21 protein-coding genes are annotated in these 21613 nt (G+C 73.2%); 16 read left to right on the forward strand and 5 right to left on the reverse strand.

The window, feature by feature from the left end:
• Positions 1-37: 37 nt before the first annotated feature.
• The 11 genes from H288_RS0122180 to H288_RS0122230 all read left to right on the forward strand — a co-directional run bounded on the left by H288_RS0122180 (position 38) and on the right by H288_RS0122230 (position 12060).
• Positions 38-1546 (forward strand): ATPase domain-containing protein, encoded by a 1509-nt coding sequence (locus tag H288_RS0122180; RefSeq protein ID WP_020094776.1) that lies wholly within the window; start codon positions 38-40, stop codon positions 1544-1546.
• Positions 1533-2573 (forward strand): sensor histidine kinase, encoded by a 1041-nt coding sequence (locus H288_RS0122185; protein WP_020094777.1) that lies wholly within the window; start codon positions 1533-1535, stop codon positions 2571-2573. Before H288_RS0122180 ends, H288_RS0122185 begins: the two co-directional genes overlap by 14 nt.
• A gap of 142 nt (positions 2574-2715) precedes the next feature.
• Positions 2716-3078: a hypothetical protein gene (locus tag H288_RS0122190; protein WP_043712951.1), complete on the forward strand. Its 363-nt coding sequence runs from the start codon at positions 2716-2718 to the stop codon at positions 3076-3078.
• A 457-nt stretch (positions 3079-3535) separates the two neighbouring features.
• Positions 3536-4108 carry an FMN reductase gene (gene msuE / locus H288_RS0122195; protein ID WP_026605196.1) on the forward strand — a complete coding sequence of 191 codons (573 nt, stop codon included), beginning with the start codon at positions 3536-3538 and terminating at the stop codon, positions 4106-4108.
• Positions 4109-4116: 8 nt separating this feature from the next.
• Complete coding sequence (locus tag H288_RS0122200; protein WP_020094780.1) at positions 4117-5088, forward strand: aliphatic sulfonate ABC transporter substrate-binding protein; 972 nt, start codon at positions 4117-4119, stop codon at positions 5086-5088.
• An 18-nt stretch (positions 5089-5106) separates the two neighbouring features.
• Positions 5107-6150: a sulfonate ABC transporter substrate-binding protein gene (locus H288_RS0122205; protein ID WP_020094781.1), complete on the forward strand. Its 1044-nt coding sequence runs from the start codon at positions 5107-5109 to the stop codon at positions 6148-6150.
• Positions 6150-6932 carry an aliphatic sulfonate ABC transporter permease SsuC gene (gene ssuC / locus H288_RS0122210; RefSeq protein WP_020094782.1) on the forward strand — a complete coding sequence of 261 codons (783 nt, stop codon included), beginning with the start codon at positions 6150-6152 and terminating at the stop codon, positions 6930-6932. Before H288_RS0122205 ends, ssuC begins: the two co-directional genes overlap by 1 nt.
• The gene (locus H288_RS0122215) at positions 6932-7819 is read left to right on the forward strand and encodes an ATP-binding cassette domain-containing protein (RefSeq protein WP_020094783.1); all 888 of its coding nucleotides are present in this window, start codon (positions 6932-6934) and stop codon (positions 7817-7819) included. The genes ssuC and H288_RS0122215 overlap by 1 nt, the downstream gene beginning before the upstream one ends.
• A gap of 117 nt (positions 7820-7936) precedes the next feature.
• Complete coding sequence (gene ssuD, locus H288_RS0122220) at positions 7937-9112, forward strand: FMNH2-dependent alkanesulfonate monooxygenase (protein WP_020094784.1); 1176 nt, start codon at positions 7937-7939, stop codon at positions 9110-9112.
• Positions 9113-9253: 141 nt separating this feature from the next.
• On the forward strand, positions 9254-9523 hold the full coding sequence (locus tag H288_RS0122225; RefSeq protein WP_012318328.1) for a hypothetical protein: 270 nt from the start codon (positions 9254-9256) through the stop codon (positions 9521-9523).
• Between the two features lie 281 nt (positions 9524-9804).
• Positions 9805-12060: a cyclic nucleotide-binding domain-containing protein gene (locus H288_RS0122230; RefSeq protein WP_020094785.1), complete on the forward strand. Its 2256-nt coding sequence runs from the start codon at positions 9805-9807 to the stop codon at positions 12058-12060.
• 34 nt (positions 12061-12094) lie between these two features.
• On the opposite strand, the gene H288_RS0122235 is transcribed toward H288_RS0122230, so the two are convergent.
• Positions 12095-12490: a DUF3307 domain-containing protein gene (locus tag H288_RS0122235; RefSeq protein WP_020094786.1), complete on the reverse strand. Its 396-nt coding sequence runs from the start codon at positions 12488-12490 to the stop codon at positions 12095-12097.
• A 344-nt stretch (positions 12491-12834) separates the two neighbouring features.
• On the opposite strand from H288_RS0122235, the gene H288_RS0122240 reads away from it, so the two are divergent.
• Complete coding sequence (locus tag H288_RS0122240; protein ID WP_245274540.1) at positions 12835-13554, forward strand: sigma-70 family RNA polymerase sigma factor; 720 nt, start codon at positions 12835-12837, stop codon at positions 13552-13554.
• Positions 13555-13604: 50 nt separating this feature from the next.
• Here the strand turns inward: H288_RS0122240 and H288_RS0122245 are convergent, their stop codons facing one another.
• The gene (locus H288_RS0122245) at positions 13605-14666 is read right to left on the reverse strand and encodes a GNAT family N-acetyltransferase (protein ID WP_020094788.1); all 1062 of its coding nucleotides are present in this window, start codon (positions 14664-14666) and stop codon (positions 13605-13607) included.
• A gap of 329 nt (positions 14667-14995) precedes the next feature.
• Here H288_RS0122245 and H288_RS0122255 point away from each other — a divergent pair, with 329 nt between their 5' ends.
• Positions 14996-15769 (forward strand): GNAT family N-acetyltransferase, encoded by a 774-nt coding sequence (locus tag H288_RS0122255; RefSeq protein WP_020094790.1) that lies wholly within the window; start codon positions 14996-14998, stop codon positions 15767-15769.
• An 11-nt stretch (positions 15770-15780) separates the two neighbouring features.
• Here the strand turns inward: H288_RS0122255 and H288_RS0122260 are convergent, their stop codons facing one another.
• Both H288_RS0122260 and H288_RS0122265 read right to left on the reverse strand, forming a co-directional pair.
• Positions 15781-16098 carry a hypothetical protein gene (locus H288_RS0122260; protein ID WP_020094791.1) on the reverse strand — a complete coding sequence of 106 codons (318 nt, stop codon included), beginning with the start codon at positions 16096-16098 and terminating at the stop codon, positions 15781-15783.
• On the reverse strand, positions 16095-16823 hold the full coding sequence (locus H288_RS0122265) for an SGNH/GDSL hydrolase family protein (RefSeq protein WP_020094792.1): 729 nt from the start codon (positions 16821-16823) through the stop codon (positions 16095-16097). The genes H288_RS0122260 and H288_RS0122265 overlap by 4 nt, the downstream gene beginning before the upstream one ends.
• 354 nt (positions 16824-17177) lie before the next feature.
• Between H288_RS0122265 and H288_RS0122270 the strand changes: the two genes are divergently transcribed.
• Complete coding sequence (locus H288_RS0122270) at positions 17178-17954, forward strand: 3-hydroxyacyl-CoA dehydrogenase (protein WP_020094793.1); 777 nt, start codon at positions 17178-17180, stop codon at positions 17952-17954.
• Positions 17955-17958: 4 nt separating this feature from the next.
• On the opposite strand, the gene H288_RS0122275 is transcribed toward H288_RS0122270, so the two are convergent.
• Positions 17959-18207 carry a hypothetical protein gene (locus tag H288_RS0122275; protein WP_026605197.1) on the reverse strand — a complete coding sequence of 83 codons (249 nt, stop codon included), beginning with the start codon at positions 18205-18207 and terminating at the stop codon, positions 17959-17961.
• Positions 18208-18444: 237 nt separating this feature from the next.
• On the opposite strand from H288_RS0122275, the gene H288_RS0122280 reads away from it, so the two are divergent.
• On the forward strand, positions 18445-19014 hold the full coding sequence (locus tag H288_RS0122280; protein WP_020094795.1) for a PepSY domain-containing protein: 570 nt from the start codon (positions 18445-18447) through the stop codon (positions 19012-19014).
• Between the two features lie 244 nt (positions 19015-19258).
• Entirely contained in the window at positions 19259-21535 is a 2277-nt protein-coding gene (locus H288_RS0122285; protein WP_020094796.1) for a xanthine dehydrogenase family protein molybdopterin-binding subunit, read from the forward strand.
• The last annotated feature ends 78 nt before the right edge of the window (positions 21536-21613 follow it).

Below are 21613 nucleotides of genomic sequence, written 5' to 3' on the forward strand. Positions count from 1 at the left end.
GGCCGCCCGCCCGTGGGACGACGGCAGAGACCTCGACATGGCAGTGATCGATCAAGACGCGGCGCCGGTCTCCACCGGGGTGACCGGCCTCAACCACATCCTGGCCGGCGGCTACGCGTCCCAGCGCTCGCACCTCATCGAGGGGCGGCCCGGCTCCGGAAAGACCACGCTGGCGATGCAGTTCCTCCTCGACGGCGTACGCCGGGGCAAGCGCTGCCTGTACATCACGCTCTCGGAGAGCCGGCGCGAGCTCCTGAACGTCGCGGAGCGCCACGGCTGGTCCCTCGACGGCATCGAGATCTGCGAGCTCGTCGCGCCGGAACTCAGCCTCGACCCCGGGCAGCAGCAGAGCCTCGTCCACTCGTCCGACCTCGAGCTCGGCGAGACCGTCCGGATGGCGATCGCCGAGATCGAGCGGCTCAAGCCGCAGCGCGTGGTGTTCGACAGCCTCTCGGAGATCCGGCTGCTCTCGCAGGGATCGCTGCGCTACCGCAGGCAGGTCCATGCCCTGCGCAGCTTCCTGCTCATCCAGAACACCACGGCGCTGCTCCTCGACGATCTCACCGCCGAGACGGACGACCTGAACCTGCACAGCCTCAGCCACGCCGTGATCCGGCTGGAGCAGCTCGCGCCCCTGTACGGCGGCGAGCGGCGGCGCCTGCGCGTGATCAAGATGCGCGGCACGCCGTTCCGGGGCGGTTTCCACGACTACGTCATCCGGCGCGGCGGGCTCACGGTGTTCCCGCGCCTCGTCGCGGCCGAGCATCTCGGCACCTTCCCTGACGACCAGTGCGGCACGGGCAGCCCCGAACTGGACCAGCTGCTCGGCGGCGGCCTCGACCGGGGCACCAGCACGATGCTGATCGGACCGTCCGGCGTCGGCAAGTCGACGGTGGCGCTCACCTGCGTCACCGCGGCGATCGCCCGCGGCGAGCGCGCGCTGATCCTCAGCTTCGACGAGACCACCGGCGTCCTCAGTCGCCGGGCCCGCGGTCTCGCCATGCCGATCGACGACGCGATCGCCGCCGGATCGCTCATCGTCGAGCAGATCGACCCGGCCGAGGTCTCGCCCGGCGAACTCGCCGACATCGTCCAGAACGCGGTCGAGCACCGGGGTGTGACGACGGTCGTGATCGACTCCCTGACCGGCTATCACAACGCCATGCCGGAGGAGAATTACCTGCTCCTGCAGATGCACGAGCTGCTCACCTACCTGAATCAACAGGGCGTGCTCTCGCTCCTCGTCCTGGCCCAGCACGGCATGATCGGGGCGATGGGCGCGAATGTCGACCTCACCTACCTCAGCGACACGATCCTGCTGTTCCGCACCTTCGAGGCCGACGGGCGGCTGAGGCGCGCGATCTCGGTCGTGAAGAAGCGGACCGGCAGCCACGAGGACACGATCCGCGAATTGCGGATCGACTCCGGCGGGATCCGCGTTGGCGAACCGCTCAGCGCGTTCCGAGGTATCATGACCGGCGTTCCGACATTCGAGGGTGAGCGGTCGTCGCTCCTGCCAACCCGCGCGGCTGATGACCGAGGCTGAACTGCCGGTTCTCATCTTCGCGCCGGGTGGCCGCGACGCCGCCGTCGCCGCGGCGATCCTCGGCGAGGCGCGGATCGCGGCACAGGTGTGCGCCAGCCTCGCGGACGTGGTCTCCCGGCTCGACGCGGCCGCCTGCGCGGTCCTCACCGAGGAAGCGCTGCTGTCCTCGAACCGCCAGGCCCTGGCGGACTGGATCGCCGCGCAGCCGCCCTGGTCCGATTTCCCGTTCATCCTCCTGCGGCTGCGGGGCGCCGAGCCCAACGCGCAGCTGACCGATATGCTCGGCAACGTCAGCGTGCTGGAACGCCCGTTCCACCCGGCGACGCTGGTCATGGCGGCCCGCTCCGCCCACCGCGCCAAGCGCCGGCAGCTCGAGGCGCGCGCCCATCTCGAGGAGCGCGAGCGCACGACCGAGCGGCAGGCGCTCCTGATCCGCGAGCTGCATCACCGGGTGAAGAACACGCTGGCCACCGTGCAGGCGCTGCTCGGGGCCTCGGCCCGGTCAGCGACCAGCGTCGACGCGTTCTACGCGTCGTTCTCTGCGCGGGTGATCTCGCTGGCCAAGACCCACAATCTCCTGACCGAGGATTACTGGCAGCAGGCGCCCCTGCGCGAGATGCTGATGAACGAGCTCGGGCCCTACAACGACGTCGAGGGCGCCCGCATCCAGCTGGACGGCCCCGCGATCGACCTGATGGGCGACCTCGCGGTCCCGACCGGCATGGCCATCCACGAGCTGACGACCAACGCGGCCAAGCACGGTGCCCTGTCGGTCCCGGAGGGCCGGATCGCGATCCGGTGGGATATCGAGCAGACGCCGGCCGCTCGCATGCTCCACCTCGACTGGACCGAGCGGGGTGGTCCGGCCACGGCGGTGCCGACGCGGAAGGGCTTCGGCTCGACGCTGCTGCAGCGTGTCCTGAAGGTCCAGTGCCAGGCGGACATCGCCTTCGATTTCCAGCCGGCCGGGCTGCACTTCACCATGCGGGCGCCGCTGCCCGAGACGCGCGTCGTCCCGGCGTACTGAGGCGGTCAGGGTTCCGGACCCGGCGCCGCGCTGGTCGCGGGGTGTGCGCTTTCACACAGAAGTGTCTTGCCTTCTGCGGTTCTGATCGAACTTATCGCAGGTGCGAGATTTAGGATGTCGCAGCACAGCGATACGTCTTGCGATGAATAGATTTGCTCCTCTCGTGGCGGCCGCACTGGCCTGGGCCGTGTTCGGTACCTGGGCCGAAGCCCGTCGCTCGTCCTTGCAGAAGGACGTTCCGGCACTCCGCCCGGGGATCGAGGCCGATCTGGCCGCGAGAAACTGTCCGGCCGTCCGGATCGACACGGAGCGTTTCCGTCAGTTCTCGCGCGAGAACCATCTGAACCACGCGGACTTCTTCACGAAGAAGCGCTCGGTCGCCCTGCAGCACGACCTCGACGCGGAACTGGCGCAGCTCCGGGAGCGTCCGGAGGAGGCCTGCGCGCAGATGTGGACCAAGTACGGCGACGACGGCACCGTGCAGCACCTCCTCGTCCGCAAGTAGGCACCGCCTGTCGATCCGGAGCCGCAGGGCGGGTCGACGACGACGACGCTGGCGACCGCGAGGGTGTCAGCGCGGGTGGCGTTCCGGTCGCGTCGGCCTCCCCCGCTGCCCCGGATCCCGGGCCTAGCGATTCGGTTCCGAGTCCGCCCACGTATCGAGAACACGCTTCTCCCGCCGGGCGCGTTGAGAGAATAAAACCCCGTCTCTCGCGCCGATGAACCGCCGACACGCAATATCTCGCGCCCATCCCGCGCGGCGATCGAGATGAAATTCCATATTGGACGCCCGGTTTCGGGGAGAACGTTTTTCCTTCACCGGGCAATTGGGAACGCCGTTTCATTGACGGCGGAAGTCGCAGCCATCAATTCTAGCGGCCTGTTCGGATGTCCGGCCGCGCAACCTCCGCTCTTCGGAGACGGTGCGGTCCGTCATCCCGTCTCACAGCAAGGCATCCGGAATGACACGACCGAGACTCGTCGGGCTGAGCGCCAACGTGCAGCGGCCCTCGAAGACCCGCACGCTGGTGGATGCCGTGCTCCGCGAGGCCAGCGCCCAGGCCTCTCTCGACGCGGAGATCCTCGACTTCGTCGATGCCGGGACCGGCCTCGGCGCCGCCTGGACCCGCGACCAGCTCGCGCCGGCCGCGCGCGGCGTGCTCGCGGCCATCGAGGAGGCGGACGGGCTGATCGTCGGCTCGCCGGTCTACAAGGGCGCCTATACCGGCCTGTTCAAGCACCTGTTCGACCTGGTCGATCCGGGGGCGCTCGCCGGGAAGCCCGTGGCGATCGTGGCCACGGGCGGCGGCGCGCGCCACGCCCTCGTGGTCGAGCACGCGTTCCGGCCGCTCTTCGGCTTCTTCGGGGCGCTCCAGATCCCGACCGCGGTCTACGCCTCCGATCCCGATTTCAGCGACGGCGCGCTGACGGAGGCCGGGGTGCGCGCCCGCGCCCGCGAGGCCGGCGGGCAGCTCGCCGCGCTGCTCGTGCACCGGGCGGCCGCGGCGCCACTCACCCTCGCCGCCGCCGAGTGAGCCGGCCGATGCTCGACCGTCGCGCCCTGCTGGCCGCCCTCGCGGCCCTGCCCCTAGCACCGGCCCTCGCGCCGGCTCTCGTCCCGGGCGCCCGGGCGGCCGAGCCCGGCGTGCTGCGGATCGGCTACCAGAAGAACGGCATCCTGGTCGTCGCCAAGCAGCAGAAGATCATCGAGAAGCGCCTGGAGCCCCTCGGATACGCGGTGCGCTGGGTCGAGTTCTCCTTCGGGCCGCCGCTTCTGGAGGCCCTGTCGCTGGACGGGATCGATCTCGGCCAGACCGGCGACGCCCCGCCGATCTTCGCCCAGGCCGCGCGCTCTAACCTCGTCTACGCGGCCGCCCAGGAGGCCGGCGGCTCCGGCGCCGGGATCCTGCTGCCGAAGGGCTCGGAGATCCGCAGCCTCGCCGAGCTCAAGGGCAAGCGCGTCGCCTTCGCCAAGGCGTCGAGCTCCCACAACCTGACCATCGCGGCGCTGGAGAAGGCCGGCCTGAGCTACGCCGACATCGAGCCGGTGACGCTGGCGCCCGCGGATGCCGCGGCCGCCTTCGCCCGGGGCAGCATCGACGCCTGGACGATCTGGGACCCGTACTTCGCCATCGCCGAGCAGGGGGAGGGCGTGCGCGTGCTGGTGCGCGCCACCGACGTCACCCCGCAGAACAACTTCTTCCTGGCGAGCCGGCCCTTCGCGGAGAGCCGGGCCCCGGTCCTCACCGCGGCGATCGACGCCCTGGGCGAGGTGGCGGCCTGGTGCACGCAGAATCGCGGCGCGGTGGCGGAACTCCTGTCGCAGGGCACCGGCGTGCCGCTGGCCGCGACGCGGCGGGCGGTGGACCGGACCGACTACGTGATCGGACCGATGACCGACCGCGTCGCCGCCGAGCAGCAGCGGGTCGCCGACCGCTTCCACGCCCTGAAGCTGATCCCCAAGCCGATCCGCATCGCCGACGCGGTCTGGACGCCCCCCGCCCGCAACGGCTGAGACCGACCGCAGAGAGCCATGACCGACCGATCGCCCCGCGCGCTGTCCCTGTCATCCGCCGGCGCCCCGAATCGCCGCCTCCTCCTGTCCGCCGGCCTCGGCCTCGCGGCGGCCGCGCTGCTGCGGCCCGCCCGCGCGGCCGGCAGCATCCGGATCGGCTACCAGAAATACGGGTCCCTCGTGCTGCTGAAGGCCCGCGGCACCCTGGAGAAGGCCCTCCAGCCCCTCGGCACCGCGGTGGCGTGGTCCGAGTTCCCGTCCGGCCCGCCGCTCCTGGAGGCGCTGAATGCCGGGGCGATCGATTTCGGCTCGGCCGGCGAGGCGCCGCCGATCTTCGCCCAGGCGGCGAGCCCGGAGCTGCGCTACGTGGCCGCCGAGCCGCCGGCGCCGCGGGGCGAGGCGATCCTCGTGCCCAAGGACAGCCCGATCCGCAGCGTCGCCGACCTGCGCGGCAAGACCGTCGCCCTCAACAAGGGATCGAACGTCCACTACCTGCTGGTGCGCGCTCTGGAGCAGGCGGGCGTCCCCTACGACGCGGTGACGCTCGCCTACCTCGCGCCGGCCGACGCCAACGCCGCCTTCGTGCGCGGCTCCGTCGATGCCTGGGTGATCTGGGACCCGTTCCAGGCCGCCGCCGAGCGCGCCACGGGCGCCCGGGTCCTGGTCGACGGGCGCGGGGTCGACGGGCACGCGCTCGCCCCCAACCGCCAGTTCTACCTGTCCCGGCGCGGCTTCACCGACACCAGTCCCGCGATCGTCTCGGCCGTGCTGCAGGCGATCGGGGAGATCGACGCCTGGGCCGAGGGCCATGCCGACGCCGTGGCGGCGGAACTGGCGCCCTCGGTGGGCATCCCCGCGCCGGTCCTCGCCGTGGCGCTCGGCCGCCTGTCCTACGGCGTCGCGCCCCTCGACGCGGCCGCGATCGCCGACCAGCAGAAGGTCGCCGACAGCTTCCACCGTCTCGGGCTCCTGCCGAAGCCCGTCCGGGTCGCCGACGCGGTCTGGACGCCGCCCGGGCCCGCGGACGCCCTCAAGTCCGAGAAGCGGACGGAGAACCGCTGATGCGCCCCTCGAAGCTCGATCGCCTGCGCGACTCCGCGGTGCCCTGGCTGCTGCCGGCCGCCATCCTGCTCGGCTGGCAGGCCGCGGTCTCGGCCGGCCTCGTCTCCAACCGCTTCATGCCGGCGCCCCTCGACGTGGTCCGGGCCGGCTGGGAGGCCGGGCGGACCGGGGAGCTCTGGACCAATCTCGGCGTCAGCACCCTGCGGGCGCTGGCGGGCTTCGTGATCGGCGGCGGCATCGGCTTCGGGCTCGGCCTCGCCAACGGCCTGTCGCGCCTGTCGGAGCGGCTCACCGACACCTCGGTGCAGATGGTGCGCAACGTGCCCCACCTGTCGCTGATCCCGCTGGTGATCCTGTGGTTCGGCATCGGCGAGGAGGCCAAGCTGTTCCTCGTGGCGCTCGGCGTGTTCTTCCCGATCTACGCCAACACCCTGCACGGCATCCGCTCGGTGGATCCGGGCCTCGTGGAGATGGGCCGGGTCTACGGCATGTCCCGCACCGAGCTGTTCACCCGCGTGGTGCTGCCCGGCGCCCTGCCGTCGATCTTCGTGGGCCTGCGCTACGCGCTGGGCATCATGTGGCTGACGCTGATCGTCGCCGAGACGATCTCGGCTTCGTCGGGGCTCGGCTACATGGCCATGCAGGCCCGGGAGTTCATGCTGGTCGACGTCGTCGTGCTGGCGATCCTGATCTACGCCGCCCTCGGCAAGTTCGCCGACGCCCTGACCCGCCAGCTCGAGCGCGCCTGCCTCGCCTGGAATCCCGCCTACAGGAGCGCCTGATGCTGCTCGACGCCGTCCGCCGCGAGGCGCTTCCCGACCCGGGCACGGACCCGCGCCCGGCGCCCGGCCCCGCCCCGGGGCACAGGCAAGCGGATCTGCCCGCGGATCTGCCCGCGGATTCGCCCCCCTCGCCGCCGGCCCGCGGGATCGCCGTCACCGTCCGCGACCTGGACAAGAGCTTCGACGGCACCGCCGTCATCGAGGGCCTGAACCTGTTCCTGCCGGCCGGCGGGTTCACCGCGGTGGTCGGCCGCTCCGGCTGCGGCAAGAGCACCCTGCTGCGCCTCATCCTCGGGCTCGACACGCCCACGGGCGGGCGGATCGACCTGGAGGGGCCGGAGCGCTCCCCCCGCCGGTCCGAGCCGCCGAAGCGGATCATGTTCCAGGAGCCGCGGCTGCTGCCCTGGGCGCGGGTCGTCGACAACGTCGCGGTCGGCCTGTCGGGGCACGGCTCCCGGGCCGAGCGCCGGGAGCGGGCACTGGCGGCGCTCGCCGAGGTCGGCCTCGCCGACAAGGCCGGGCAGTGGCCCGCCACCCTGTCGGGCGGCCAGCGCCAGCGCGTGGCCCTGGCCCGGGCGCTGGTGAGCCGGCCGGGCCTGCTCGCCCTCGACGAGCCGCTGGGCGCCCTCGACGCCCTGACCCGGATCGGCATGCAGGACCTGATCGAGCGGATCTGGCGGGCGCAGGGGTTCACCGCGCTCCTCGTCACGCACGACGTCACCGAGGCCGTGGCGCTGGCCGACCGCATCCTCGTGGTCGAGGCCGGACGGATCGCCCTCGACCTGCGGGTCGACGTGCCGCGGCCGCGCCGGCGCGGGGATCCGGACCTCGCCCGCCTCGAGGGCCGCATCCTCGATCACCTGCTCGGATCGCAGCCGACCGCCTGAACGCGGGCCGCCGTTTCCCGGAAGCGGCGGCCCGCCCTAGCTCTCGACGATCACCGGATCCGCGCAGTCGGGTCCGGCTTTTCCGCATCCGGCCACCGGGCCGCACAGGAGATTCCGATGACAGCAGCCAATGACGGACGCGCCGACGTCCTCTGGTTCCTGCCGACCCACGGCGACGGCCGCTATCTCGGCGCGCGGGAGGGGGCCCGGGACGTCTCGCTCAGCTATCTCCGGCAGATCGCGCAGGGGGCGGACGAGCTCGGCTATTACGGCGTGCTGCTGCCCACCGGACGCTCCTGCGAGGATTCTTGGATCGTCGCCTCGGCGCTGGCGCCGCTGACCAAGCAGCTGCGCTTCCTCGTGGCGGTGCGGCCGGGCCTGATGGAGCCCTCCGCGGCGGCCCGCATGACCGCGACCCTCGACCGGATCTCGGACGGGCGCCTCCTGATCAACGTCGTCACCGGCGGCGACCCGGTGGAACTCGCCGGCGACGGCGTGTTCCTGTCCCACGACGAACGCTACGCCGTCACCGACGAGTTCCTGACGATCTGGCGCGGCCTGCTCGCGGGCGAGACCGTGACCTTCCGGGGCGATCACCTGCGCACCGAGAACGGCCGGCTGATCTTCCCGCCGGTGCAGAAGCCCTATCCGCCGCTCTATTTCGGCGGCTCGTCGGCGGCCGGCATGGCGGTCGCGGCCGAGCATTGCGACGTCTACCTGACCTGGGGCGAACCCCCGGCCCAGGTCGCCGAGAAGATCGCCGCCGCCCGGGAGGCCGCCGAGGCGAAGGGCAAGACCTTCTCGTACGGCATCCGCCTGCACGTCATCGCCCGCGAGACCGAGGCCGCGGCCTGGGAGGCCGCCGAGCAGCTGATCTCGAAGCTCGACGACGCCACCATCGCCAAGGCGCAGGAGACCCTGAAGCGGCAGGATTCCGTCGGCCAGAGCCGCATGATGGCGCTCCACGGCGGCAGCCGCGACAAGCTCGTGGTGGCGCCGAACCTCTGGGCCGGCGTCGGCCTCGTCCGCGGCGGCGCCGGGACGGCGCTGGTCGGCTCGGCCGACCAGGTCGCCGACCGGATGAAGGAGTACATCGATCTCGGGATCGACCGCTTCATCCTCTCGGGCTACCCGCACCTGGAGGAGGCCTACCGGTTCGCCGAGCTGGTCTTCCCGAAGCTGCCGCTGCGCGCCACGACTGGGCGGCCGGCCGGCAATGCCCGCAACGACGGCCCGTTCGGCGAGATCATCGCCAACGACCTCGTTCCGACCCGCCGCGTCAGCGCGCACTGACCGGCGGCCCCGCCGGCACGGGGCATGGCTGATCTGCGTTCGGGCAGCCCGGGCGTCATGGTCATGCCATCCTTGGCGCCCATCCGCACCGCCCATCGCCGCGCGACCCGCTCGCGCGGCCTGGACGAGCGTAGGATTTCGATGACTTCGACCAAGACGGCCCTCCTGGCCATCGGTCTGTGCCTCGGCCCCGCCGCGGCCTTCGCGGAGCAATCCCCAGCCCGGGAAGCCCTCAAGCAGTACTGCACCGGCGACTACATGGATTTCTGCAGCGCCTACGCGCCGGGTGGCCCGGAGGTCGAGGCCTGCTTCAAGGCCAACCTGAAGAAGCTCTCCCCGAACTGCTCGGCGGCGATCACCGCCTACAAGAAGGAGCAGCGGGCGACCAAGCGCGTCAGCGAGGCGCGCTGAGGGCCGAAGGCCCGTCGCGGCGGCCGCGACCCGGGAGCCCCCGACGGCGCGGCGGATCGGCCGATCCGCCGCGCGATCCACCGCGGCGATCCCACAATGCTGCCGCGCAGAAGCGGCCTGCACGATAATTTAAGCCGGCACCTGCCATCGGTTGAGAACTGGCGTGGCCAAGGTCAGGTCCTGCGATTCGGCGACGATCCGTGCACGTGATCGCACGGGATCTGCCCTGGGATCTGCGATCTCCGCGCCCATCGGGATTTCGAGACGCGGGTACCGTGCCGATGACGACAACCGACCTGACGTCCGCCGGGACCGCATCCCCGGCCGGCGGCCGCGCGGCGATCCTGCGCGGGGCCCGCATCGGAGCGGCGGCGGCCGTCACCGTGATGGTGCTGCTCCTCGACCTCATCAGCTACTCCCAGCTCATCTTCTCGGGGCCGCTGGTGGAGAGCCGCGCGGCCGGCCTGTCGGCGCTGCTCGCGGCCTACGTGCTGGGCAGCCTCGTCTTCATCGCGCTGCGCCGCACCGCGCGGATCTCGCTGTCCTTCATCGGCGCGGCCGCGATCGTGCAGGCGGCGATCGCCGCGGCGGTCGCCGGGCAGCTCGAGGCCGCGGGCGTCACCGATCCGGAGACGGTCGGCCAGCTCGTGCTCGTCGCCTGCGGCGTCTCGACCTTCGCCACCGGCGTGATCTTCGCGTTGCTCGGCACCCTGCGGGCCTCCCTGCTGGTGCAGCTCCTGCCCTACCCGGTGCTCGCCGGCTTCCTCGGCGGCGTCGGCCTGCTGTTCCTGCGCAGCGGCATGCAGATCGGCGGCCATGTCGACGACCCGCTCGCGGCCCTGCTCCACGCCGTCGATCCGGCGAACCTCGATCCGGGCCGGATCGATGCCGGGGCGCTCGCGCGCATCGCCCTGACCCTCGTGATCGGGTTCTGCGCCTTCTACCTCCCCCGGATCGTTCGACACTGGGGGACCTACCCGACGGTGATCCTGTCGAGCCTCGCGGTGGTCCATCTCGGGCTGGCCTGGACGGGCACCAGCGTCGCCGCCGGGCAGGCATCGGGATGGCTGATCGAGCCGCTGCCGACGGGCACGCTGCTGCGGCCGCCCGCCATCGGCAGCCTGACGGCCTTCGATCCGCACCTGCTCCTGCCGATCTGGCCCAAGATCGCCACCCTGGTCGTCGTGGCGGTGATCATCCAGATCCTCTACGTGGTGAGCGTCGAGCTGGAGATCCGGCGCGACCTCGACATCGACCGGATGTTCGTCGCCTCGGGCGCCACCAACTTGGTCGGCAGCGTGTTCGGCAGCTCCGCGATGGGCTTCGGCCGGACCTCGACGCTGCTGCTGCACAACATCGGCGGCGGCCACTGGCTCGGCTGGTGGCTGACCCTCGCGGTCATGGCGGCGCTCCTCATCGTCGGCGCGAGCCCCCTGGCGCTGCTGCCCCGCCCGCTGGCCGGCGGCGCCCTGATCGCCATCGGCATCGGGCTCCTGTTCAACCTCGGCGTCGCCAGCCGGACCCTGCCGGGCTGGGAGATCGCCATCGCGCTGGTCGTGTGCACCGCCACCGCGTATTTCGGGGCCACCACGGGCTTCCTCGTCGGCGTCCTGCTGGCGATCCTGATCTTCGGGGTCCAGTACGGGCAGATCGGCGCGATCCGCCGGTCGCTCTCCGGGGCGGACCGGCGCAGCAGCGTGATCCGCGGCCCCGACGCCGCCGCGCGGCTCGAGGCGGCCGGCGACCGGACCCGGATCTACACCCTGCAGGGCTACCTGTTCTTCCTCAACGCGCAGGCGATCTTCCGCCGGGCCGCCGCGGAGGCCGGGGATCTGCGCGTGCTGATCCTGGATTTCCGCGAGACCGTGGGACTCGACAGCTCGGCGCTGATCGCGTTCCGCAAGGTCGGCCAGCTCGCCGAGCAGCGGCGCTTCGAGGTGCTGCTGGTCCACGTGGATCCGGTCGCGCGCCTGCTGATCACCCGCAACGGCCTCACCGCCGACCCGCGTGTCCGGATCCTCGACACGCTGGACGAGGCCCTACGCGCCGCCGAGGCGACGCTCCTGGCGGAGGCCGGCGGCGCCGGCCCGGGGGAAATCGCCGTCTTCGCCCGGCACATGGCCGACCGGCTCGGCAGCACGTTCGGCCCGGACGACTTCGCGCCCTACCTGACGGTCCGCGAGCTCGCGGCGGGCGCGGCGCTGATGCGCCAGGGGGAGGCGGCCGATGCCCTCTACTTCCTGGAGCAGGGCCTCGTCTCCATCGAGATGGAGGTCCCCGGTCGCGGCAACCTGCGCCTGCGCACCACCACGGCCGGCACCGTGATCGGCGAGATCGCGCTGGTCCAGGGCGGGCGGCGCACCGCCACCGCCGTCGCCGAGAGCCCCTGCCGGGTGGTCGTCATCGACCGTGCCGCCCTCGCGCGGATGGAGCGGGAGCGCCCGGACCTCGCGCTCGCCTTCCAGCGCTTCCTGATCCTGGAACTGGCCGGCAAGGTCTCCGACACGAACCGGCTGCTCGAGGCCGAGATGCAGTGAGGCGCCCGGCGGCGCCCGCTCTCCCGGTCAGGGGTCAGGCCGCCGCCAGCACCACGGCGAGCCCGAGATGGGTGACTTGGTGCAGGAACTGGTCGATGCCGATCAGCCACCAGAACCGGGCGTCCGTGGGCGGCAGGCTCGTCCGCCGACCGACCAGCACCTTGCCGCGATCGATCCCCGTGTGGATCGCGAAATCGACGAGCGCCAGCCACCACAGGGCCGGCTTCACCGCCAGCGCGATCAGCAGCGTGCCGAGGCCGTGCAGGCCGGTATGGGCGCAGAGGGGGGCGAGCCAGGCGGACGACCGCTGCTTGCCCTGCGCCATCCAGTTGGTCTGAAAGAAGAAGTCCGCCGCGAGGTGCTTCACGGCGAACGCCAGGACCAGCAGCGCGAAGGCACCCACCGGGACGAGCGTATCGACGGACGGCATCGCGGCGCTGGCTCTCCTGCCGCGATCCTGCGGGGACGGGTTCGGCCGCGCGCACCGCGCGCCGAATCGAGGAAGCGCCAGCATACACGCGCCGACGGACCCTGGCGCGACCGGAAATCCGGCGCGGCCGCCGGCCCGATCCCGGGCGTGGCACCGTGAAATGCAGAATCCGGAACGATTTCTCGCCCCGCGCCGGGGCGAACGTCCAGATCTTTCATCTATTCTCTCGAACGGATGTCGATATTTCGAGTTTTAATAATTCCAATCCATGAAGATAGTCGTTGTTACACAGAAGAGCCGCGTGTTACGCGTCCCGCCCGCACGCGCCGTGCCGATGGGACATTGTGAGCGGGACAGTGGCGACCTGGAACAGCGACGCCGGTCCCTCCGGCCACGGGATCGCCGCGGTCCCGCCGGGCCGGCCCGGCCGCCCTCCGCCCGGCGGGTCATGGAACCTCGCGGCGTTCGAGCGCCATCGCGCCGCCTATCTGGCGCGGGCGCGCCGCATCCTCGGCTGCCCGGCCCAGGCGGAGGACGTGGTCCAGGACGTGCTGCTCCGGCTGATCGCCGATCCGCCCCCAGCCGAGACCGCGATCCAGGCCGCTTATGTCGGGCGGATGGTGCGCAACCTCGCCCTCGACCGGGCGCGGCGGCAGGGCCTCGAGCGGCGCCTGTTCACCGGCCTCGACGCCGCGCCGGACCCGGCCGATCCCGGCACCGGGACCCCCGAGGCGGCCGCGGCGTCGCGGGAATCCCTGCGGCAGGTGGAGGCCGCGGTGGCCGAGCTGCCGGAGCCGGTGCGCACGGCCTTCCAGCTCCACCGGGTCGAGGGCGTGCCGCAGATCGAGATCGCGGCCCGGCTCGGGGTCTCGCGCGCCCTGGTGTGCGGCCTCGTGCGCCGCGGCCACCTGCACTGCCTCGCGGCCCTCGACCGGCGCTGCGCCGCCTGCCCGGCGCGCGCCGAGGCCCCAGGCCGGCAGCGGCGCCGGACCGCGCCCGTCGGCCAGGACCTCGGCCGCGGCCCGGCGCAGGCGATCGTTAGCCCGCCGGCGACGGGCCCGTAGGCGGGGGCGGGGGTATCACCGGACGCTCACCCCTGTTCGCGGAGGGCGGTCTAGGCGGGCACCGCGGGAGGCCGCGGCACGGCGTCGGCGGCGGCCGCCCCCGGCACCCAGAGCCGGTCGCGCACGAAGTGCTCGCGCGACAGCGCGACCAGGGCCGCGCGCTTGTGGGGGAAGTCGACGGTCGCGATCGTCGCGAAGCCGGAGCCGTGGAGGTTCCGGATCTGCTGGGCGTGATCGGCCCGCGGCTCGCCGACGACGCGCTGCGTGCGCGGCTCGTCGAGGAACAGGTAGTGCATCAGCGACGGCAGCCAGGCCGAGAGCGCGGGCCGCCCGCGCACGGACGCGTCGCCGATCGCGACGTGCCAGCCGCGGTCGTAGGGGCCGGCCTCGTAGAGCGGCCCGAGGCGGCTCTCCCGCGCCCAGTACAGCTCGAAATAGCCGAACGGCCTGCCGTCGAGGCAGCCGAACAGCGGCAGGGTCGCGGGGTCGGCCTGGAGCCCGGCAATGTAGGCGGCGTGCGCCTCCAGGGTACCGGTCTCCTGCCAGATCGCGGCGATGCGGGGGTCGTTCATCCAGGTCGAGAACAGGGCGACGTCGCCGGGCTCCGTCATCGTGCGGAAGCTCAGACGCCGATCGAGCCACGGGATCGCCCGCGCGTAGACCGTGCCGGCGGGCGTCCGGGGCCGCAGCGGGTGGCGGCGGCCGGCCGTGGCGGTGAACAGCTCGGGGAAGGGCGGCCGGGTCCGCGGGAGCCAGCGGGCGGCGCATTGCCAGAGGAGCCCCGGCAGGATCTCGACCCCGTCGCCGTCACCGAGGGCCCGGGCCGCGCCGAGGTCGAGCAGCCGTCCGGACGTCGCCGGATCGGCCGCGACGACGATGCGCAGGACCTGCATGTCCTGGGCGGTCAGCGCCTCGGCGCGCGCCAGGATCGCCTCCGCGGCCGCCGCCGGCGCGACCGGCTCGGCGAGGCGGATCACCGGCACTTCGCGGGTCCCCTCCAGGGTGAGGGACACCGGCGCGGCGTCCCGCGCGGTTTCCCGCGCCCCGTCATCGCGCGGCTTCGGGGGATGCGCCCCCGCGTCGCGCATCCGCTGGCTCGAAGCGTCCGTCATCCGTCCTCCGCGCGTCGCCGGCACCTCCGCGTCGCCGGCACCTCCCTGACGGATGGGCCCGTCCGGCGTTCAGAGGTTTCGTGCGGGCGCCATCCGCCGGCACCGGGTGTGACAGCATGAACGGCGCCCCGCCTCAACCGTCACTCCGTCGAAGCCCGAGCGGCGCAGGAGCGAGCGGATGGACAGGCACGGCCAGGAGGCGGGCGCGGACACGGCTGCGGAGGCAGGTCCGGGCACGGCCGGGGACACGGCCGGGGACGCAGCCAGGGACATCGCCGAGGCCCGGGCGCCGTCCCCCGCGCGAGCCTCCGCTCGGACGGCCGCCTGACATGCAGGCGCCCGAACCGACCTTCGAGACCCTGCGCGACGCCCATGTGGCCGCGCTCACCGGCTCCCTGATCGACGGCGTCGAGCACGGCCCCGGGGGCGCCGGCTACGTCTGGTCGCGCAGCATCCCGGACCCGACCGTGAACTTCGCCTTCGGCGTGCACCGTCCCGACCAGTTCGCCTGGGCGGGCGCGGCCGCCCTCGGGCGCGCGCGGGCGCCGGCCTTCCTGGCCCGGGACGACGGCGAGATCGCGCTGCTGCGCGCCCTGTTCGAGCCCGCGATCCTCTACCCGGCGCGCTGGATGGTGGCGCGGGAGCTTCCGGCGCCGGCCCCGGCCGGCAGCGCCGTCACCGTGCAGGCGACGCCCGCGCCGGGGCCGGATTTCGAGAGGGTCTTCGCCTACCTGTCCGACGCGCCGGGCGTGCGGACGCATCTGCGCCGCTACTACATCCCGGCGCTGCGCGCGGCCCGGGGCCGGCACGGCCTCGTGACCCTGCACCTCGTCCTGCGCGACGCCGCCGGCCCGGCGGCCTGCGCCAGCCTCTACCTGCGCGGCGAGACGGCGGGCCTGTACAATGTCAGCACGCGGGCCGACCGGCAGCGCCGCGGCCTCGGCACCGCCGTGACGGTCGCGGCCCTGCGCGAGGCGCGGGCGCGGGGGGCGGTTCAGGTCTTCCTGCAATGCCCGGCCGACGGCAGGACCGAGGCCCTCTACGCGCGGGCAGGCTTCCGGACGGCCTGCGCGCCGACCCTGCTGTGCACGACCCCGCCCTGATCCGGACCCACTCAGAACGGCTCCGCGCCGTACCCGTCGGGCGTGAGGCCGAGGACGAACCCGATCTCCGCATCCGCGTCGCGCAGGACGAGCGCGCTGGCCGGGCCGGTCACGACCTTGCCCCGTCCCTCGATCCGGGCGCCGTAGCGACCGCGGGGTTCGAGGGCGGCCAGCGCCGCGAGGGCACGGCGCACCGCCCGCGGGTGGCGGACGCCGTTCTCGTCGCGCCAAGCCGCCTCCTCGCCGGGCCACAGCCGCCGGGGCAGGTGCTGCACGCCGGCGCGCGCGGGCGGCCGCAGGGCCGCGGCGAGGCGCGCGTGGAGCCTCACGGCCGGCCGATCCAGGCGGCGCGCAGGATCCGCAGGGGCGCGGCCGGCACGGGCCTCCGGACGGGCGCGAGCGGGAGCGCATCGAGCACCACCGCGCCGGCGAGCGCCGCGGCCAGGGGCGCGTAGTCGGCCAGATGCACGCCGTCCCGGTGGAGGTTCGGACCGGCGAGGCCGCCGGTGCCGGATCGCCACGGCGCGAACGGGTCGAAGAAGGTGCGGCCCCCCGCGGCGCAGAGTGCCGCGAGGCGATCCGAGAAGACCGCGACGGCGGCGGGATCGCGCCCGGTCGCCCCGGCACCGATCGGCGGGATCGCGGCGACGAAGACCTGCGCGGCCCAGGCCTCCAGGCGGCGCAGGATGTCCCGGACATCGGCCTCGAACCGGTCGACCACCCGGGCCCGCTCGGGATGGCGCCAGCGCTGGATGTCGTTGGTGCCGATGATCAGCACCGCGGCCGCGCAGCGGACCGGGACGCGCAGCGCCGCGAGCTGGCGGCCGCAATCGGCCGCGGTGCTGCCGCCGACCGCGACGTTGATGCAGGGCCGGCCGCCGAGATCCGGCGCGCCGACGAGCTCCGCGTGGGAATTGCCGGCGAGCAGCACGCTGCCGGGCGCGGCCGCCCGGAGGGCCGCGCGGATGCCGGGACGCCGCTCGGCGAAGCGGTGCCCGACGATCCGCCCGTGCCGCCAGTGCCGGGCCGCATTCTCGATCCAGTGGGCGCCCATGGCTGTCCTGATCAGGCGTGAGGGAGCGGCCGCTCCCGGACGGCCGGGACCGGAGGATGACGGGCGCGGGCCGGTCCGCGGCCCGGATACAGAAAACGACAGGTCACGCGCGGCCGAACGACTTGCCGCCACGCGACGGATCACCGGATAAACTTCACAGAAACACGCGTTGATATGATCCCGTACATCGGATCATCTTCACCTCGTATATGTGGGAAAAAATCACACGTCAATCGCGGCGCGGACGCGATCGGGCGCATGTGCCGGGCCGGACACCTTCCGGCGGCCGCGGCGCCGCGCTACCTCGGGACTCGCGGGGCGCCGTCGGCCGCCCGGGAGCGGCGGGGAGCCAGGATGGCGAGCGCGATGATCAGGGACCGGGTCTTCATCGTCACGGGCGCGGGCTCGGGCCTCGGGGAGGCGACGGCGCGGGGCCTCGCGGCGGCGGGGGCGCGGGTGGTCGTGGCCGACATCGCCCGGGAGGCCGGTGCCCGGGTGGCGGCGGACCTCGGGGCGCAGGCCCGCTTCGCCGAGACGGACGTCACCCGCGAGGCGGACGGCGCGGCGGCGGTCCGGACGGCGCTCGACGCGTTCGGGCACCTCCACGGGCTGGTGAACTGCGCCGGCATCGCGCCGGGGGAGAAGGTGGTCGGCCGCGACGGGCCGCACCGGCTCGAGACCTTCGCGCGGGCGGTCTCGGTCAACCTCGTCGGCACGTTCAACATGATCCGGCTGGCCGCCGACGCCATCGCCCGCGAGGCGCCGGACGCGGCCGGCGCCCGGGGCGTGATCGTGAACACCGCCTCGATCGCGGCCTTCGACGGCCAGATCGGGCAGGCCGCCTACGCGGCCTCGAAGGGCGGGGTGGTGTCGATGACCCTGCCGATCGCCCGGGAGCTCGCCCGGCACGGCATCCGGGTGGTCACCATCGCGCCCGGCATCTTCGAGACCCCGATGATGGCGGGCCTGCCCCAGGACGTGCAGGACACGCTCGGCCAGAACGTGCCGTTTCCGCCGCGCCTCGGCCGCCCGTCGGAATACGCGGACCTCGTCCGCCACATCTGCGAGAACCCGATGCTGAACGGCGAGACGATCCGGCTCGACGGGGCGCTGCGGATGCCGCCGCGCTGACGGCTCAGCCGATCGACACGCTGGTCAGCACCTCGGCGGCGCGGCGGACCTCGGCGGCGATCATCTCCTCGCTCGGGCCGTCGATCGGCAGATCCGACAGGATCGCCGCCACGTCGCGCTTCACGTCCTCGCGGATCTCCGGGTTTTCCTCGGAGAGCCGCCCGATCAGGACGCCGAGCACGATCTCCAGGGCGGACAGCTTGGCGTGCAGGCGGGTGAACTCGTCCAGCGGCTCGGGCTCGTGCGCGGTCATGGCCTGCTCCATCGGGGGGACGTCCGCCGTCCCCGAGGGGCGCGCCGGATCGCCCGCGTGTCATACAGGGGCGCCGGCCGTCCGTCTCGCCGGGCCGTCGACCCCGCGCGGCCCCGGGCGCCGACCCGGCCCCGCCCGGGCGACGGGACCCGAATTTTTTCCCGATCGCGGGCAACCGGATTTCCGGACCCGACGTTTCACGCATCCGTGAACGAACCCGCGAAGGGACACACCGCCATGATCACCCGTCTCACCGCCGCAGCCGGCCTCCTCGCCCTCTCCACCGGCCTCGCCCTGGCCCAGACGCCCACCGCGACGCCCGCCGAGCCGGCCACGAAGGCCGACAGCAACATGAAGGAGTGGCAGGTCGCCAAGGTCGCCAAGGTCGGCCTCGCCCAGGCGCTGGCCACCGCCGAGTCGCAGGGCGACGAGAAGGGCGGCCGCGCCATCGACGCCGATTTCGAGAAGGCCGGCAGCAAGGATCCGGCCCACTACGCGATCAAGGTCGTCTACCCGAGCGGCAAGCTCGTCGAGTACGGCATCAACGCCGATACCGGCGCCCTCTACAAGACCGAGAACCAGCCGTTCGAGCGCTACTTCACCCGGCTGAAGGCCTCCGACTTCCAGAACGCCAAGACCTCGCTGAAGGACGCGCTGGCCATCGCCGAGCAGAAGGCCGGCGGCGGCAAGGCCTACGAGGCCGAGGTCGAGAAGGACGGCTCCTCGGTCCAGTACGAGATCAAGGTCGCCGGCGCCGACAAGGAGCAGGAGGTCAAGGTCGGACCGGACGGCAAGGTCCTGAACTGAGATCTAGGGCTGCGGCGGAAGGCTGCCGCAGCCCGCTCCGTCCTTGCGAGCGGAGCGAAGCAATCCAGGCAGCGCCACGCTCATCCAGGGCGCGCTGCCCTGGGTCACTTCGCTCCGCTCGCGATGACGCCTGGGCCCGTTCGGTTGCTGCATCCTGTCGCTCCACCGTCCGGGGAGCCGTGAAGCCCTCACGGCGCTTCCCCCTTGCGATGCGGCCCGAGGGGCCGCGAACGGGGAGGGCGGCATGGACGCCGGCGCGCAGGACACCGACGGCCATCTCGGCCGCCCCCACACCCGTGTCGAGGGAGCCGACAAGGTCACCGGCCGGGCCCTCTACAGCTCCGACCTCACCGGCCCGGACCGCGACACGGCCCACGCGGCCCTGGTGACCAGCACCATCGCCCGGGGCCGCATCACCGGGTTCGACCTCGCGGCGGCCGAGCGGGTGCCGGGACTCCTCCGGATCTTCACCCACCGGGACTTCGCGGGCGCGGTGGCGCCGGTGAAGCACCTGATGGCCGGCGGGTACGCCAACAGCTCGCACCGTCCGCTCGATTCCGACGCCGTCGCCTATGCCGGTCAGATCGTGGCCCTCGTGGTCGCCGAGAGTCAGGCGGCCGCCGAAGCGGCGGCCGGTGCGGTGAAGGTCGCCTACGCGGAGGAGCCCGCCGCCGGCGGCTTCGACGCCCCCGGGGCCGAGACCGTGCGCCTCGCCGACCTGAAGCCCCACCACGCGGACATCGCCCGGGGCGACGCCGAGGCGGGTCTGCGGGAGGCCACCGTCCGGGTCGAAGCGCGCTACGCGACGCCGGTCCAGCACCACAACCCGATCGAGCTGTTCACCACCCGGGCCGCCTGGGACGGCGAAAGGCTCACCGTCCACGAGCCGACCCGCTACGTCGGCGCCGTGCAGCACGGGCTCGCGGCGCAGCTCGGGCTCGATCCCGCGCAGGTGCGGGTGGTGGCGGGGCTGATCGGCGGCCATTTCGGCTCGAAATTCGCCCTGTCGCAGCACACGGCCCTGGTCGCCCTGGCGGCCAAGCGCCTCGGCCGGCCGGTCTCGCTGGTGCCCAGCCGGCGACAGTGCTTCACCATCGCCAATTATCGGCCGGAATCGCGCCACCGCATCCGACTCGGCGCCGACCGGACGGGCCGGTTCACCGCCCTGGTCCACGAGGCCGAGACCGTGACGTCGCGCTTCGATCCCTTCGTCATGGAGGGCGCGGAGGTGACGGCGAGCCTCTACGCCTGCCCGAACATCCGCACCGAGGAGCGGGCCGTGCGGGTCGATCGCAACACGCCGGGGCCGATGCGGGCGCCCCCGGAGGTGCCGTTCCTGTTCGCCCTGGAGAGCGCCGTCGACGAGATGGCGGTCGCGCTCGGCATGGACCCGATCGCGCTGCGCCGCCTCAACGACACGGCGGTCGATCCGGTCTCCGGAAAACCGTTCTCGACCCGGCCGCTGATGGCCTGCTTCGACGCCGGCGCGAAGGCCTTCGGCTGGTCGCGCCGGGTGCCGCGCCCGGGCGCGATGCGCGACGGGCCCTGGCGGGTGGGTCTCGGCTGCGCGACTTCGGTGCGGCCCACCAAGATCGCGGCCGCGACCCTGCGGGTCCGGCTCGGCCCGGACGGCGCCGCGGAGGTCGCCTGCGCGCACCACGAGATCGGCAACGGCATCACCACGCTGCTGGCGATGGGCGCGGCGGACGGTCTCGGCGTGCCGGTGGAGCGGGTCACCGCCCGGCTCGGCGACACCGACCTGCCGGCGGCGGGGATCTCGGGCGGGTCGAGCACGACCACCAGCCTGATGAGCGCCCTGGCGCTCGGCTGCCGCCAGATCCGCGAGAGCCTGGCGCAGGCCGCGACCGGGCAGGGCGGGCGCCTCGCCGGCCGCGATCCGGGCAGCCTGCGCCTCGCGGGCGACCGGCTCGCGGCGCCGGACGGGGCCGGGATCGCGCTCGGCGAGGTCGTCGGCCCGGAAGGCGTCGAGACGGTCGCGGAGTTCGTGCCCGAGGGCGGCGACCGGGAGAAGGCGCTCGCGGGCCTGCGGCAGGGCCAAATCGGGCTCGCCCTCGGTGGGGGCGGGAAGGCCGTCTCCTGGGGCTTCGGCGCGCAGTTCGCCGAGGTCCACGTCCACGCCGAGACCGGGGAGATCCGCGTCGCCCGGCTCACCGGCGCCTTCGCGGCGGGGCGCATCCTCAACCCGCTGACCGCGCGGAGTCAGCTCACGGGCGGGATGATCTGGGGCCTCGGCTCGGCGCTGCTCGAAGAGACGGTGGTGGACGGCGCCGCCTACCGCAACCCGGATCTCGCCGAGTACCTCGTCCCCACGGCGGCCGACGCGCCGGAGGTGGAGGCGCTGCTGGTGCCCGATCCCGACGATCAGGTCGACGCGCTGGGCCTGAAGGGCCTGGGCGAGCTCGGGATCATTGGGGTGAACGCGGCCATCGCCAACGCGATCCACCACGCCACCGGCCGCCGGATCCGCAGCCTGCCGATCCGGCTGGAGGACGTGGCGTGAGGGGCCGACTCTCCTCCCCCTTGCGGGGAGGAGTTTGGGGATCGCAGATCCCGCGTGGGGGTGGGGCCGGAAAGGGCT

It is taken from the genome of Methylobacterium sp. 285MFTsu5.1 (assembly GCF_000383455.1).
GTDB lineage: Bacteria > Pseudomonadota > Alphaproteobacteria > Rhizobiales > Beijerinckiaceae > Methylobacterium.